Origin of the sequence: Pantoea sp. (assembly GCF_039594315.1) — a bacterium.
GTDB lineage: Bacteria > Pseudomonadota > Gammaproteobacteria > Enterobacterales > Enterobacteriaceae > Pantoea.
The window spans coordinates 34,824-49,780 of sequence record NZ_JBCNNP010000020.1 but is presented as its reverse complement, the minus strand read 5'-3'; the positions used below and the strand labels follow the sequence as shown (position 1 = coordinate 49,780).

The following is a 14,957-nucleotide window of genomic DNA, read 5'->3' as shown; positions in this document are numbered from 1 at the left end:
CCAGCTCTGGAGGCGTTGGCTATACGGCTAACGCTCCTTCCCTGATGTCGAGGAACACGCAGAATTTATGAAGCCGATTTTTAGCAGGGGACCTTCCCTGCAGTTGCGTCTCTTTCTGGCAGTCATTGTGGCTATCGCGATTATTATCGCCGATAGCCGCGTGAGCTCCTTTTCCCAGATCCGCAACTATTTGGACACATCGGTCAGTCCATTTTATTTTTTGGCCAACGGGCCAAGACAACTTCTTGACGGCGTTTCCGAAACGCTGGCTTCACGCCAGCAATTGGAGCTGGAAAATAAAGCACTGCGCCGTGAGCTCTTCCTGAAAAACAGTGACTTGCTGATGCTGGGGCAATACAAGCAGGAAAACGCGCGTCTGCGTGAACTGCTCGGCTCGCCGCTGCGTCAGGATGAGCACAAGATGGTCACGCAAGTTATCTCGACCGGTACCGATCCTTATACCGATCAGGTGGTTATCGACAAAGGCAGCGTAAACGGTGTTTACGAAGGCCAGCCGGTAATCAGCGATAAAGGTGTCGTTGGTCAAGTGGTTGCTGTGGGTCAGGTCACCAGCCGTGTGCTGCTGATCTGCGATGCGTCGCATGCGCTGCCGATTCAGGTGCTGCGTAATGATATTCGCGTCATTGCTGCTGGTAACGGTTGTAGCGAAGATCTGCAACTGGAGCATCTGCCGGGTAATACCGATATTCGCGTTGGCGATGTGTTAGTGACATCTGGCCTCGGTGGTCGCTTCCCGGAAGGTTATCCGGTCGGCGTGGTCTCCTCGGTTAAAGTCGATACACAGCGCGCTTACACCGTGATTCAGGCGCGTCCAACCGCTGGATTGCAGCGTCTGCGCTATCTGCTGCTGCTGTGGGGCGCGGATCGTAACGGTGTTGCGCCAATGGCACCTGACGAAGTGCACCGCGTTGCCAATGAACGTTTGATGCAGATGATGCCGCAAGTGCTGCCGCCAGCAGGAGAAATGGGGCCGCCAGCGCCCGATATGATGCAGCCCGCGCAGCAAATGGGCCCGCCGCAACCCGCTAACAGCAGTCGTTCGCAAGGGAATTCTGCGAACACACGCGGAGGCCAGCCTTGAGTCGATATCGCAGCCAGGGTCGTTGGGTTATCTGGCTGTCCTTTCTGGTTGCCCTTGTCCTGCAAATCATGCCTTGGCCGGAACAAATCTACATGTTCCGGCCTTCATGGCTATTATTGATCCTCATTTATTGGGTTTTGGCGCTGCCGCATCGGGTAAATGTGGGCACCGGATTTTTCCTCGGTGGCATCATGGATCTGGTGGCGGGTTCCACGCTGGGTGTGCGTGCTTTGGCATTTAGCATCATCGCGTATCTGGTGGCCTTCAAATTTCAACTATTCCGAAACTTAGCGTTGTGGCAGCAAGCATTAATGGTTATGGTGCTGTCGCTTGCCGTGGATGTGATTGTTTTCTGGGCAGAATTCCTGGTGATTAACGTCTCATTCCGCCCGGAAATCTTCTGGAGTAGCGTGGTCGACGGCATCCTCTGGCCTTGGCTATTCTTATTAATGAGAAAGATTCGCCGTCAGTTTGCAGTTCAGTAAGGAATACTATGATAAGCCTGTACCTCGCATCCGGTTCACCGCGTCGACGTGAGCTGCTCACGCAGCTTGGTCTGCAATTTGAACGCCTGATAACCCACGTTGAAGAGCAGCGCCAGCCAGAAGAAGCGGCTGAGGCTTACGTGCGTCGTTTGGCGTCAGATAAAGCGCGTGCGGGCGTGGCAGTGGCGCCGCAAAATTTTCCGGTTTTAGGTGCGGATACCATCGTAGTGCTGAACGGTGAAGTGCTGGAAAAACCGCAAGATGCCGCGCATGCCGCTGAGATGCTGAGTAAGCTTTCCGGGCAAACGCATCAAGTGATGACCGCAGTCGCGCTGGCCGATGCACAACGCGAGTTGGATTGTCTGGTCACCACCGACGTGACATTCCGCAATATTAGCGAAGAAGAAATTTCGCACTATATCGCCAGCGGCGAGCCGATGGATAAAGCCGGCGCGTACGGAATTCAGGGCCTTGGCGGCAATTTTGTCCGCAAGATTAATGGAAGCTATCACGCCGTAGTGGGATTGCCGCTGGTTGAGACTGGCGAGCTGCTGAGTCATTTTCAGTCACTGCGGGCTTTGAGGGGACAAGATGACGGCTGAACTGCTGGTAAATGTGACACCTTCCGAAACGCGTGTTGCCTATATTGATGGCGGCATTCTGCAAGAAATCCATATTGAGCGCGAAGCACGTCGCGGCATTGTGGGAAACATCTATAAAGGACGCGTCAGCCGCGTCTTACCGGGCATGCAGGCGGCGTTTGTCGATATCGGCATGGATAAAGCCGCCTTCCTGCACGCTTCCGACATCATGCCGCACACCGAATGCGTGGCGGGTGATGAGAAGAAAAATTTTGTCGTACGCGACATTGGCGAACTGGTACGTCCCGGCCAGGATCTGATGGTGCAGGTGGTGAAAGATCCGCTGGGTACCAAAGGTGCGCGTCTCACCACTGACATTACCTTGCCTTCACGTTACCTGGTGTTTATGCCTGGCGCATCGCACGTTGGCGTCTCGCAGCGTATTGAAAGTGAAGCTGAACGTGATCGTTTAAAAGCGGTCGTTGCGGCTTACTGTGACGATCTGGGTGGCTTCATTATTCGTACCGCTGCCGAAGGCATTGGTTCCGAAGAGCTGGCGCAAGATGCCGCTTTCCTGAAACGCTTGTGGACGAAAGTCAGCGAGCGTAAAAAACGCAATCAAACCCGTTGCCTGCTGTATGGCGAATTGGCGTTGGCACAACGCGTACTGCGTGATTTCGCTGGCGCGGCGCTGGATCGTATTCGCGTTGATTCACGTTTGACCTGCGATTTGCTGGTGGAATTCACCGGTGAATACATTCCCGAAATGGCCAGCAAGCTGGAGTTGTACAGCGGCAAGCAGCCAATATTCGATCTATTTGATGTTGAGAACGAAATTCAGCGCTCGCTGGAGCGTAAAGTCGAGCTGAAATCGGGCGGCTATTTGATCATCGATCAAACCGAAGCCATGACCACAGTGGATATTAATACCGGCGCGTTTGTTGGTCATCGCAATCTCGATGAAACCATCTTCAACACCAATATCGAAGCGACGCAAGCCATCGCGCGCCAACTGCGACTGCGCAACCTCGGCGGCATTATCATTATCGATTTCATCGACATGAGTAATGACGAACATCGCCGCCGCGTGCTGCATTCGCTGGAAAGTGCCTTGAGCAAAGATCGGGTGAAAACCGGTATCAACGGCTTCTCGGCGCTGGGTTTGGTGGAGATGACGCGCAAGCGCACACGTGAAAGTATCGAACATGTGTTGTGCGCTGATTGCCCGGTGTGCAAAGGTCGCGGCACGCTGAAAACCGTCGAAACGGTGTGTTATGAGATCATGCGCGAAATTGTGCGCGTGCATCATGCTTACGACTCCGATCGTTTCCTGGTCTACGTTTCACCAGCGGTTGGCGATGCGTTGAAAGGCGAAGAGTCGCATGCGCTGGCTGAAGTTGAGATCTTCGTCGGCAAGCAGGTCAAAGTGCATGTTGAACCGCTTTATACTCAAGAGCAGTTTGACGTGGTCATGATGTGATCGTGAGGTTTCACGCTGTAACCCAACGGACTGCAAGGAGAGGTGTGTGAGGCGGTTGCCGAGGATTTTGTTACTGCTGCTCGCCGCAATCATCGTCATTGTGGCGCTGCTGGTCAGCGGGTTGCGCCTCGTGATGCCGCACCTCAACAGCTATCGTAGCGATATTCTGCAGACGATTTCTCGCGTCAGCGGCGTAACGGTAGATGCCAGCGAAATTCAGGGCAAGTGGGAAAACTTTGGCCCGACGCTGCAAGTGCGCGATGTCAAAGTCGCGATGCAGGAAGATGGCAATCTCACTATCGGCCGCGTTACCTTAGCGCTCAACGTCTGGCAATCGCTGCTGCATTGGCGTTGGCAATTCCGCGATCTCACCTTCTGGCAGTTGCGCCTCGAAACCAATCATCCATTGCTCACTAATGATGAGCAGAAAAACAGCTTCAAACCGGCGCAAATTAACGATCTGTTTTTGCGCCAGTTTGACCACTTCGATCTGCGTGACAGCAGTATCCGCTTTCTCACGCCGTCCGGCCAACATGCCGAACTGGCGATTCCGCGTTTAACCTGGCTCAATGAAGACACGCGTCATCGCGCGGAAGGGGAAGTTAGCCTTTCCAGCTTTACCGGCCAGCACGGCGTAGTGCAAGTACGACTCGATCTTAGCGATAACAATGGTTTGCTCAACGATGGCCGCATCTGGATGCAGGCCGATGACGTTGATGTGCGTCCGTGGATTGGTCCGTGGCTGCGTGACAACACCAGCCTTGAAAGCGCGCGTTTCAGCCTTGCCGCGTGGGTAAATCTGCGCGATGGCGACGTCTACGCCGGCGATCTGCTGCTGAGCAAAGGTGGCGCGCGCTGGCGTGGTGAGCAAGGCGATCACCAGTTGCAAGTTGATGGATTAACCGCGCATCTTTCTCGCTTCCAGAACGGCTGGAGTCTGGCGGTGCCGCAAACCCGCCTCAGCACCGACGGCATTGCGTGGGCTCCGGGACACTTCTCTCTGCTGTGGAAGCCGGAAGATAAGCAGATGCTCGGCAGCAATGGTGCGCCAGAAGTGCGCGTGCGTGCCACGCAGCTTGATTTAGATCGTCTGGCTCCGATTGTTCCGCTGTTTAAACCGCTTTCACCGGCTTTGCTCGATAACTGGCGTGCGCTGCAACCGCGCGGCCATATTGATGCGCTGGCGCTGGACATCCCGCTTGCTCAGCCGGAACAAACCCGTTTGCAGGCCAAATGGCGCGATCTCGCCTGGCAACAGTGGGAATTGCTGCCAGGCATCAGCAATCTTAGCGGCAGCGCCAGCGGTAGTTTGAATAACGGTTTGCTGGACGTAGCGATGGGCCAGGCCGAAGTGCCGTACGGCGATATGTTCCAGGCACCGCTGCAAATCAAACAGATCACCGGCCAACTGAACTGGCAGCGCGATGACAGCGGTTTGACGCTCGACGGGCATCAGCTTGATGTGCAGGCCAAATCATTGTGGGCGCGCGGTGATTTCCGCTATCAGCAAAATATCGGCAAAGCGCCGCGGCTGGATATCCTCGCCGGGATTCGCGTGACCGATGCAGGCGATGCGTGGCGCTACTTCCCGGAACCGCTGATGGGGCATGATCTTACGCATTACCTCAGCACCGCGATTAAAGGCGGGCAGGTGGATAATGCCACGCTGCTGTTTGCTGGCGATCCCACCTTGTTCCCGTTTAATCACAATGACGGCATGTTTGAAGTGTGGGTGCCGCTGCGTAATTCCACCTTCCAGTTCCAACCGGGCTGGCCGGCGCTGGAAAACCTCGATATCAATCTCGACTTCCTCAACAACGGCTTGTGGATGAAGGCAGAGCAAACCAAGCTCGGCGATGTCGATGCGCGCAATGTCAGCGCGGTAATCCCGGATTACCTCAAAGAGAAGCTGATTATAGATGGCGATATCAGCGGCGAAGGAAAGCAAATCGCCAGCTACTTTGAACAAACGCCACTCAAGCCAACGCTGGGGGCGGCACTACAACAGTTACAAATTGGCGGCAAGGTACGCGGCAAGCTAAACCTTGATATTCCGCTGGATGGCGAGTTAGTCCATGCTAGCGGCAACGTGGTGTTGAACAATAACAGTTTGTTTATCAAGCCGCTGAAAACCACCTTGAATAATCTCACCGGTCGCTTCCGCTACAACAACGGCAATCTGGAAAGTGAAGAGTTGCAGGCGAACTGGTTTGGACAGCACACCGGAGTCACCTTCAGCACCACGGAAAATCCCAATGACTTTGGCGTTAACGTCAAACTGCTGGGCGATTGGCAACCCGCACAGCTGAAAATGCTACCCGCTGCCGTCACCAGTAAACTGAGCGGCAGTGTGCCGTGGCAGGGCAATGTCGATATCACGTTACCGCACAAAGGCGGCGCCAGTTATAAAGTTGAGTTGAAGGGTGATGCAAAAACAGTAAGCAGTCACTTACCTGCGCCGCTAGACAAGTCAGCGGGCGCAGCGATGCCGATTACCATTAACGCCGATGGTGATTTGCATGGCTTTACGCTAAGTGGCAGCGTGCAAGAACGCCATCGATTCAATAGCCGTTGGATTCTCGAGCCGCAGCTGCGCGTTGATCGCGGCATTTGGCTCAACGATGCGAAAAGTACGCCGAAGTTGCCTGAGAATCGCGGCATGGAATTGAATTTGCCTGCGCTGGATGGTGAAGCCTGGATGGGCTTGCTGGCCGGTGCAGGCAGTTCACGCAATGCGCAGGGCGAACCGGAAGTTGGTGGCGCATTGCTGCCGGGCGATTTCATTCTGCGTACGCCAGCGTTAACGCTGGGTGGTCAGCAGTGGCACGACGTCAATGCGGCGATCACACAAGGCCCAAGCGGCAACACTCACCTCCAACTGACAAGTCGTGAAGCGCGCGGCAGTTTGCAAACCGCTCAGAGTGCGCCGTGGCGTATCGACCTCAACTATCTCTACTACAATCCAGAATGGGCGGGCAAAACCGACGATAAATCATCGCCGTTCAGCGCCAGCAGCGATATCAACTTTAGCGGTTGGCCGGCATTGCAGCTTAACTGTGATGAGTGCTGGCTGCGCGGGCAGAAGTTCGGTCACATGCAGGCTAGGTTGCAGCCGCAGGGCGATACGTTAGCACTCACTAACGGTTCGATTGATTCCGGTAGCTCGAAGCTGAATGTTGATGGTGAATGGGTGAATAAACCGGGCGATCAGCGCACCTCTTTGAAAGGCAGCCTGAGCGGCAAGAATATCAATGATGCAGCCAATTGGTTTGGTATGAACACGCCGCTGCGTGATGCGCCATTTAAAGTCGATTACGATCTGCATTGGCGTTCTGCACCGTGGCAGCCATCGCCTGAAACCTTGAGCGGCACGCTTAAAACGCACTTCGGTAAAGGACAAATTGCCGATGTCAGTACCGGTCGTGCCGGGCAGTTACTGCGTCTGGTGAGCTTCGATGCCTTGCTGCGTAAGCTGCGTTTCGATTTCAGCGATACCTTCAGCGATGGCTTCTACTTCGATTCGATTAACGGCACCGCGTGGATTGAAAACGGTGTGATGCGCACCGATAACCTGCTGGTGGATGGCCTCGAAGCGGATATCGCCATGAACGGTAAGATTGATTTGGCGAAACGGCAGATCGACATGCAAGCGGTGGTCGCACCGGAAATTTCCGCTTCGGTTGGCGTGGCAACCGCTTTTGTCATCAATCCGGTGGTGGGCGCAGCGGTGTTTGCGGCCAGCAAAGTGTTGGGGCCGATTTGGAACAAGATTTCGCTGCTGCGTTATCACATCAGCGGTCCGCTGGATAAGCCGGAAATCAATGAAGTGCTGCGCAAACCGCGCGAAGACAAAAAGAAGTGAATTTGACGCCGTCGGGTAATTGCCGCAGGCTATGACTATCCGAGCACATAATGAGTGAGAAACGATGACTCTGAATCTGGTAAGTGAGCAGTTGCTAACTGCGAACAACATTAATCAGCAGGACCTTTATTCCCTGTTAGGGCAGCTTTCAGAACGTCGTCTGGATTATGCCGATCTCTATTTCCAGTCCAGTTTCCACGAATCCTGGGTGCTGGAAGACAAAATTATCAAAGATGGTTCCTACCATATCGATCAAGGCGTTGGCGTCCGCGCGGTGAGCGGCGAGAAAACCGGTTTTGCTTACGCTGACCAGATCTCCCTGAATGCGCTGCGCCAGTCGTCTGAGGCGGCGCGCAGCATCGTGCGTGAGCAAGGCAACGGCAAAGCGCATACCTTATCGGCGGTATTGAACCGTTCGTTGTATGCGCCGGTCAATCCGCTGGATAGCCTGACGCGTGAAGACAAAATTGCCTTACTGCATCGTGTCGATAAAGTGGCGCGTGCTGCGGATCCTCGTGTGCAGGAAGTGAATGCCAGCCTGAGCGGCGTGTATGAGCAAGTGCTGGTAGCGGCAACCGACGGCACTTTGGCGGCCGATATTCGCCCGCTGGTGCGTCTCTCCATCAGCGTGCAAGTTGAAGATCAGGGCAAGCGCGAGCGTGGCTCAAGCGGCGGCGGTGCGCGTACCGGTTATGAATTCTTCCTCGCCGATGAAAGTGGCGATGTGCGTGCCGATGCGTGGGCGCGTGAAGCGGTACGCATGGCGCTGGTTAACCTTTCTGCGGTCGCTGCGCCAGCGGGCATGCTGCCGGTCGTGTTAGGCGCGGGCTGGCCGGGCGTGCTGCTGCACGAAGCGGTTGGGCATGGCCTGGAAGGCGACTTCAATCGTCGCGCGACCTCAGTATTCAGCGGCAAAATGGGCCAGTTAGTGGCATCCGAGCTGTGTACCGTTGTCGATGACGGCACTATTGAAGGCCTGCGCGGTTCGCTGGCGGTCGATGATGAAGGTGTACCGGGCCAATACAACATGCTGATTGAAAACGGTGTGTTGAAAGGTTACATGCAGGATAAGTTGAATGCGCGCCTGATGGGCGTTCCGCCAACCGGTAACGGTCGCCGTGAATCTTACGCGCACCTGCCAATGCCGCGCATGACTAACACCTATATGTTAGCGGGCAAATCAACGCCGCAAGAGATTATCGAAAGTGTTGAGTACGGCATTTACGCGCCGAACTTTGGTGGCGGCCAGGTGGATATCACTTCCGGCAAATTTGTGTTCTCAACTTCAGAAGCCTATCTGATCGAGAACGGCAAAGTGACCACACCGGTAAAAGGCGCGACGCTGATTGGTTCCGGCATTGAAGCGATGCAGCAAATTTCGATGGTCGGCAACGATCTGGCACTGGATAAAGGCGTCGGCGTGTGCGGTAAAGAAGGTCAAAGCGTGCCGGTTGGCGTCGGTCAGCCAACGCTGAAGCTGGATAAAATCACCGTGGGTGGTACTGCTTAATATCTCTAACGTAGGGTGCGCATTGATGCGCACCAGGTCGCCATGAATGGCGACCCTACGTCAAGAATCTGCTTTAACTCTTGCGGTGTTGCTGATACTGCCGCGCCACCTGCTTGAAATACTCCGTCAGATAATCGATACATACCTGCACTTTTAGCGGCAGCTTGTCCTTCTCGGTATACAGCGCATACACCGGACGCGGCTCGGAATGGTATTGCGGGAACAAAATATCGATCTCTCCACTGCTGATCTCATCAATTACCCACATCAGCGGCACATAAGCGATGCCACAACCGGCTTTCAACCAGCGAATCAGCGTTTGCGAATCATTGGTCACGAAGCGACCTTGCGGCGTGAGTCGCGTGACTAAACCTTCTGGCGCCACCAATTCAAAGGTGTTATCCGGACGCACGCTGTATTCCAGCCAGGAAAAATTGTCGATTTCGCCAGGTTTCTCCGGCGTACCGTGCTGCGCCAGATAGCTTTTGGCGGCACACACCACCATCGGCATCGCGCCGAGACGCCGCGAGAACAGATTCGAATCCTGCAAAGCGCCGACGCGCACCACCAAATCCAGACCGTTGGCGATCAAATCCGGTGCCGGAATGCCGGTGACCAAGTTCACGCTCAAACCGGGATATTCGCGTAACATCTCGCTGGTCATCGCCGATAAGACGTTTTGCGCCATGGTGGATGAGCAACCGATGCGTAGAATGCCAATTGGCGTGTTATTAAAGGCGTAGAGCTGTTCATGCACCTGCGACGCTTCCGCTAACATGCGGCGGCAGCCCTGAAAGTAGATTTTTCCCGCTTCGGTCAGGCCAATGCTGCGGGTGCTGCGGTTGAGCAATTTGACCTGTAATTCATCTTCCAGTTTGGCGACAATCTGGCTGATAGAGGAAACGCTGAGCTGAAGCTGGCGCGCCGCGGCGGTAAATGAACCCAATTCAACCACTTTGGCGAAAATGGACATGCTTTTAAGTCGATCCATTGTTTACTCTGACTAAAAAGTGATTTAGCTCACAATATGTAGAAAACGTATAGTCAAGCGCGTTACTATACGCGTCGCTGGGTCTCTTCACTGCACCTGAACATGGCTGTGTTAACCCGATGATACGCTATGATTAGCTCAACGCGGCCTGAATGTTGCCATCAGTTTACCCGTCTTCCCCTGATCGTAAACCCAACATGCTGCAACGCATGTGGGCAGGTATCGGTGCAATCCGGCAAGGTCGAACTAAGGATCCGAAATGAGTGTGCTTCCGGTATTTGTCGTATTCGGGCTGAGTTTTCCGCCCATCTTCGTTGAACTATTAGTTTCGCTGGCGCTGTTCTGGCTAGTGAAGCGCGTGCTGACGCCTAGCGGGATCTACGATCTGGTTTGGCATCCCGCACTGTTTAACACTGCGCTGTATTGCTGTGTGTTTTATCTTGTATCCCGTTTATTCGTCTGAGGTTTTTAAGTGAAAGCGCTAATAAGAAAAATCGCGCGATACGCGATTACGCTCCTGCTGGTTGTCATCGCCATCGTGATCATCTTCCGCGCGTGGGTGTTTTACACCGAATCACCGTGGACGCGTGATGCCAAATTCTCCGCTGATGTCGTCGCCATCTCGCCTGACGTCACCGGCATCATTACTGACGTGCCGGTGCACGATAACCAACTGGTGAAAAAAGGCGACACGCTGTTTGTGGTGGATCGTCCGCGCTATCAAAAAGCGTTGGATGAAGCCCAAGCGGATGTCGAATATTACCAGGCGTTGGTGAGCGAAAAACGTCGTGAAGCCACGCGCCGCAATCAGTTGGGCACCAGCGCGATGTCGCGTGAAGCTATTGAGCAATCCAACAACGATTTGCAAACCAGCGAACATCAGCTGGCGAAGTCCGTTGCAACGCGCGATCTGGCGGTGATCGACCTTGATCGCACCACCATTAAAGCGCCTTCCGATGGATGGGTGACCAACCTCAACGTTTATCAGGGTGAATTCATCACGCGCGGTTCCGTGGCGGTGGCGCTGGTGCAGCAACATTCGTTCTACGTGCTGGCGTATATGGAAGAGACCAAGCTGGATGGTGTACGTCCGGGCTTCCGCGCGCAAATCACGCCGCTGGGTAGCAACGTAGTGCTGCGCGGCACCGTCGATAGCATCGCGGCGGGTGTGACCAACAGCAGCAGCACCAGCGACAGCAAAGGCATGGCGACAATCGACTCGAATCTGGAGTGGGTGCGTCTGGCGCAGCGTGTACCGGTGCGTATTCGTCTCGACGATCAACCGGGCAACCGCTTCCCGGCAGGTACTACCGCGACGGTGGTGATCACCGGTGCGCAAGATCGCGAAACCAAAGTCTCGCCAATGGCGCAGTTTTTCAATCGCCTGCGTGAGTTTGGTTAAGCGAGGGCGATATGATTGAGTTTTTGCGTTTCCCGGTGAAGCTCACCTTCGCGCTGGTTGCGGCGTTGATGATTGGCTTTCACTTCAATCTGGAAACGCCGCGTTGGGCGGTCATGACCGCGGGCATTGTCGCCGGCGGTACCGCTTTTGCTGCGGGGGGCGATCCCTATTCTGGCGCACTGCGCTATCGCGGCATCCTGCGCATCATTGGTACCTTTATTGGTTGTATCGCTGCGCTCACCATCATGATTGCCACGGTGCGCGCGCCCGTCGTGATGCTGCTGCTGTGCTGTCTGTGGGCGGGCATGTGCGTGTGGCTCTCCTCGTTAATCAAAGTTGAAAACTCCTACGCGCTGGGGCTGGCGGGTTACACCGCGCTAATCATCGTGATTACCGCCGATGCCAGTGGTGGCTTAACGCTCGCGCCGCAGTTCGCGGTCGAGCGTTGCAGCGAAATCGTTATCGGTATTTTGTGCGCGATTCTGGCCGACATGTTGTTCTCGCCGCGTTCGATCAAGAAGGTGATTGAGCAAGAAGTCGATGCCTTGCTGGTGGCGCAGTACAAGCTGCTGCAACTGTGCGTGGCGCATGAAGACAAAGATGAAGTGGACAAAGCGTGGAGCGCGCTGGTGCGCCGCACCACGGCGCTGAATGGCATGCGCAGCCAGCTGATGATGGAATCCTCGCGCTGGAAAAACTCCAGCCGCCGTCTGCAAATGCTCAATACTTTGTCGCTCACCATGATCACTCAGGCTGCAGAAACCTTCCTGATTCAAAATGCGCGACCCGAATACATTCCGCCGCACTATCGTTTGCTGATCGAAAAAGAGGTCAACAACGTTAATGATGTGCACAAGCGCATGAAGGTGATGCGTCGCCTGATTGGTGTGAGCAGCAAAACCGTGCCGCTGACTGTCGCCAGTTGGGTCGGTGCCGCCACCGAATATCTGTTGCTGATTAACGGCGTGAAAAGCAATAGCCGCATCACCACGCTGGAAGAGAGCATTTTGCAGCGCGAAGTGGTGATTCAGGCGCGTTCTGCCGAAACGCATCACGCGATGATCAACGGCGTGCGCACCTTTGTCGCGACCGCACTCGGTTCGTTATTCTGGCTGTATACCGGCTGGACCTCGGGCAGCGGCTGCATGGTGATGCTGGCGGTGATTACCGCGCTGGCGATGCGAATGCCAAACCCGCTAATGATGGCGAAAGACTTCCTGTACGGCATGGCGGTTGCGGTACCACTCGGCGCGCTGTACTTCATCTTTATTCTGCCTGCGACGCAGCAAAGCGTGTTGCTGTTGTGCATCGCCATTGGTGCTCTGGGCTTTATCGGCGGTATCTTTGTGCAGCGCCGCCAGCTCGGTACGCTCGGTGCGTTGATTGGCACCATCAACGTATTGGTGCTGGATAACCCGATGAAGTTCGAGTTCAACGTGTTCCTCGACAACGTGTTGGGCCAGGTGATTGGTTGCTTCGTGGCAATGATGGTGATTCTGTTGATTCGTGACAAATCACGCGATCGCACCGGTCGTAAGTTGCTGAACCGCTTTATGTATGCAGCCGTGGCGGCGTTGACCACCAATCAGGCGCGCCGCCGGGAAAACCATTTGCCTGCGCTGTATCAGCAACTATTTTTGCTGCTTAACCTGTTTCCTGGCGATATCGATAAGTATCGCATCGCGTTAACACTGATCATCGGGCATCAGCGTTTGCGTAACGCGGAAGTGCCAATCAACGCGGATTTGTCGGCGTATCACCGCCAACTGCGTCATACTGCCGACCGGATTATTTCGGCAACCAGCGATGACAAGCGCCGCTATTACTTTGAGCGGTTGCTGAAAGAGTTGGAGGTGTATCAGGATAAGCTGCATCACTATTCGGCTCCCGATAACGTTACTGAGCCGGTGAAACGACTGGCGCTGATGCTGGATAAGTATCAAAACACCCTCATCCAAATCTGAAACTGGCCGCTGCATCGTGCAGCGGCCTTTTTGATCCCACGTTGACACAAAAATCAGCAAATTTGGCATCTATACTTTCCTGACAGGACGCAAACCGACAGGAGCGAACCGATGTCTACTTCCCTGCAACACCACGAATTATTCAAAACCGGCTATTTCGCCGACGGTCAATGGCATACCGCCAGCGCCACCTTTGATGTAACCAATCCCGCCACCGGTGAAGTGCTAGCTAAAGTCGCCAAAGCCGGTAAGCACGAAACCGAACAGGCAATTGCCGCCGCAGAGCGTGCGTTTCCCGCCTGGCGCGATAAAACCGCCAAGGCACGCGCCGAGATCCTCAATCGTTGGTATCAACTGATGATTGAGAACAAAAGTTGGCTGGGCCAACTGATGACAGCTGAACAAGGCAAACCACTCAAAGAAGCGGAAGGCGAAGTGGAATATGCCGCCAGCTTTATTCAGTGGTTTGCCGAGCAGGCAAAACGCGCCAACGGCGAGATCATCCCGCCTGCCAAACCGGGTTCACGCATCCTCGCCACACGTGAACCGATTGGCGTGGTCGCTGCCATCACGCCGTGGAATTTCCCGATGGCCATGCTGACGCGCAAACTCGGCCCCGCACTCGCCGCGGGGTGTACCGGCATCATCAAACCTGCCAATAACACCCCGCTCAGTGCCTTTGCGCTGCTGGCGCTGGCGCAAAAAGCCGGCGTTCCCGATGGCGTGTTGAACGCGGTTGCGGGTGATACGCATGCCATCAGCGATGCGATTATGGCCAGCAAAGCGGTGCGCAAAATCTCCTTCACGGGTTCTACTGCGGTAGGTAAAACGCTGATGCGTAACGCGGCGGAAACCATGAAGAAAGTGTCTATGGAGTTAGGTGGTAACGCGCCCTACATCGTGTTTGAGGATGCCGATATTGATGCTGCGGTGCAGGGCGCGATTGCCAACAAGTTCCGCAACGCTGGGCAAGTGTGCGTCAGCGTCAATCGCTTCTATATCCATAACGCGGTGTACGATCGTTTCGTCAACCAACTGGCTGATGAGGTTGGCAAGCTTAAAGTCGGCAACGGCGTTGAGGAGGGCGTGATTGTTGGTCCATTGATTGAGCGGTCGGCGCTGGAAAAAGTCGAAGAGCATGTCAAAGACGCGCTGAGCAAAGGCGGTAAATTGTTGGTTGGTGGTGAACGTCATCCGTTGGGGGGCAACTTCTGGCAGCCAACGGTGATCGCTGATGCGCATGAAGAGATGACGCTGGCGCAAGAAGAGACGTTTGGTCCGGTGGCGGCGTGCTTCCGTTTTGACGATGAAGCCGATGTGCTGAAGCGCGCCAATAACACCGAATATGGTTTGGCGGCCTATTTCTACACCCAGAATCTTCAGCGTGTGTTCCGCGTTTCAGCGGCGCTGGAAGCCGGGATGATCGGCATTAACGAATGTGCGGTTTCAACCGAACTGGCACCCTTCGGCGGTGTGAAAGAGTCAGGATTAGGACGCGAAGGCTCGGTGTTGGGGATGGAAGAGTATCTGGAAGTGAAAGCGCTGCACCTCGGCGGACTTGGCTAGCCGCGACGACTAAG

Annotated in this window: 11 protein-coding genes; 10 read left to right on the top strand and 1 reads right to left on the bottom strand. The window is 54.9% G+C overall.

Annotated features, from left to right (window positions below; all coding sequences use genetic code 11):
* The first annotated feature begins 67 nt into the window (after positions 1 to 67).
* The 6 genes from mreC to tldD all read left to right on the top strand — a co-directional run bounded on the left by mreC (position 68) and on the right by tldD (position 9,020).
* Positions 68 to 1,102: a rod shape-determining protein MreC gene (mreC, locus tag ABDW13_RS13475; RefSeq protein WP_343553061.1), complete on the top strand. Its 1,035-nt coding sequence runs from the start codon at positions 68 to 70 to the stop codon at positions 1,100 to 1,102.
* Positions 1,099 to 1,587, top strand: a complete 489-nt coding sequence (gene mreD, locus ABDW13_RS13470) for a rod shape-determining protein MreD (protein WP_343553060.1) — start codon at positions 1,099 to 1,101, stop codon at positions 1,585 to 1,587. The genes mreC and mreD overlap by 4 nt, the downstream gene beginning before the upstream one ends.
* Positions 1,588 to 1,595: 8 nt before the next feature.
* On the top strand, positions 1,596 to 2,189 hold the full coding sequence (locus tag ABDW13_RS13465) for a Maf family protein (protein ID WP_343553059.1): 594 nt from the start codon (positions 1,596 to 1,598) through the stop codon (positions 2,187 to 2,189).
* Positions 2,179 to 3,648: a ribonuclease G gene (gene rng / locus ABDW13_RS13460; protein WP_343553058.1), complete on the top strand. Its 1,470-nt coding sequence runs from the start codon at positions 2,179 to 2,181 to the stop codon at positions 3,646 to 3,648. Before ABDW13_RS13465 ends, rng begins: the two co-directional genes overlap by 11 nt.
* 46 nt (positions 3,649 to 3,694) lie before the next feature.
* Entirely contained in the window at positions 3,695 to 7,510 is a 3,816-nt protein-coding gene (gene yhdP, locus ABDW13_RS13455) for an AsmA2 domain-containing protein YhdP (protein ID WP_343553057.1), read from the top strand.
* 64 nt (positions 7,511 to 7,574) lie between these two features.
* A complete protein-coding gene (tldD, locus tag ABDW13_RS13450; protein ID WP_343553056.1) occupies positions 7,575 to 9,020 on the top strand; it encodes a metalloprotease TldD in 1,446 nt (481 codons plus the stop codon).
* A gap of 73 nt (positions 9,021 to 9,093) precedes the next feature.
* Here the strand turns inward: tldD and aaeR are convergent, their stop codons facing one another.
* Positions 9,094 to 10,011 carry an HTH-type transcriptional activator AaeR gene (aaeR, locus tag ABDW13_RS13445; RefSeq protein ID WP_343553055.1) on the bottom strand — a complete coding sequence of 306 codons (918 nt, stop codon included), beginning with the start codon at positions 10,009 to 10,011 and terminating at the stop codon, positions 9,094 to 9,096.
* Between the two features lie 259 nt (positions 10,012 to 10,270).
* Between aaeR and aaeX the strand changes: the two genes are divergently transcribed.
* The 4 genes from aaeX to ABDW13_RS13425 all read left to right on the top strand — a co-directional run bounded on the left by aaeX (position 10,271) and on the right by ABDW13_RS13425 (position 14,943).
* The gene (gene aaeX, locus ABDW13_RS13440) at positions 10,271 to 10,474 is read left to right on the top strand and encodes a p-hydroxybenzoic acid efflux pump operon protein AaeX (protein ID WP_007891984.1); all 204 of its coding nucleotides are present in this window, start codon (positions 10,271 to 10,273) and stop codon (positions 10,472 to 10,474) included.
* Between the two features lie 9 nt (positions 10,475 to 10,483).
* A complete protein-coding gene (gene aaeA / locus ABDW13_RS13435) occupies positions 10,484 to 11,413 on the top strand; it encodes a p-hydroxybenzoic acid efflux pump subunit AaeA (RefSeq protein ID WP_343553054.1) in 930 nt (309 codons plus the stop codon).
* A gap of 11 nt (positions 11,414 to 11,424) precedes the next feature.
* Entirely contained in the window at positions 11,425 to 13,377 is a 1,953-nt protein-coding gene (aaeB, locus tag ABDW13_RS13430; protein ID WP_343553053.1) for a p-hydroxybenzoic acid efflux pump subunit AaeB, read from the top strand.
* A gap of 111 nt (positions 13,378 to 13,488) precedes the next feature.
* Positions 13,489 to 14,943, top strand: a complete 1,455-nt coding sequence (locus ABDW13_RS13425; protein WP_343553052.1) for an NAD-dependent succinate-semialdehyde dehydrogenase — start codon at positions 13,489 to 13,491, stop codon at positions 14,941 to 14,943.
* Positions 14,944 to 14,957 lie beyond the last annotated feature (14 nt).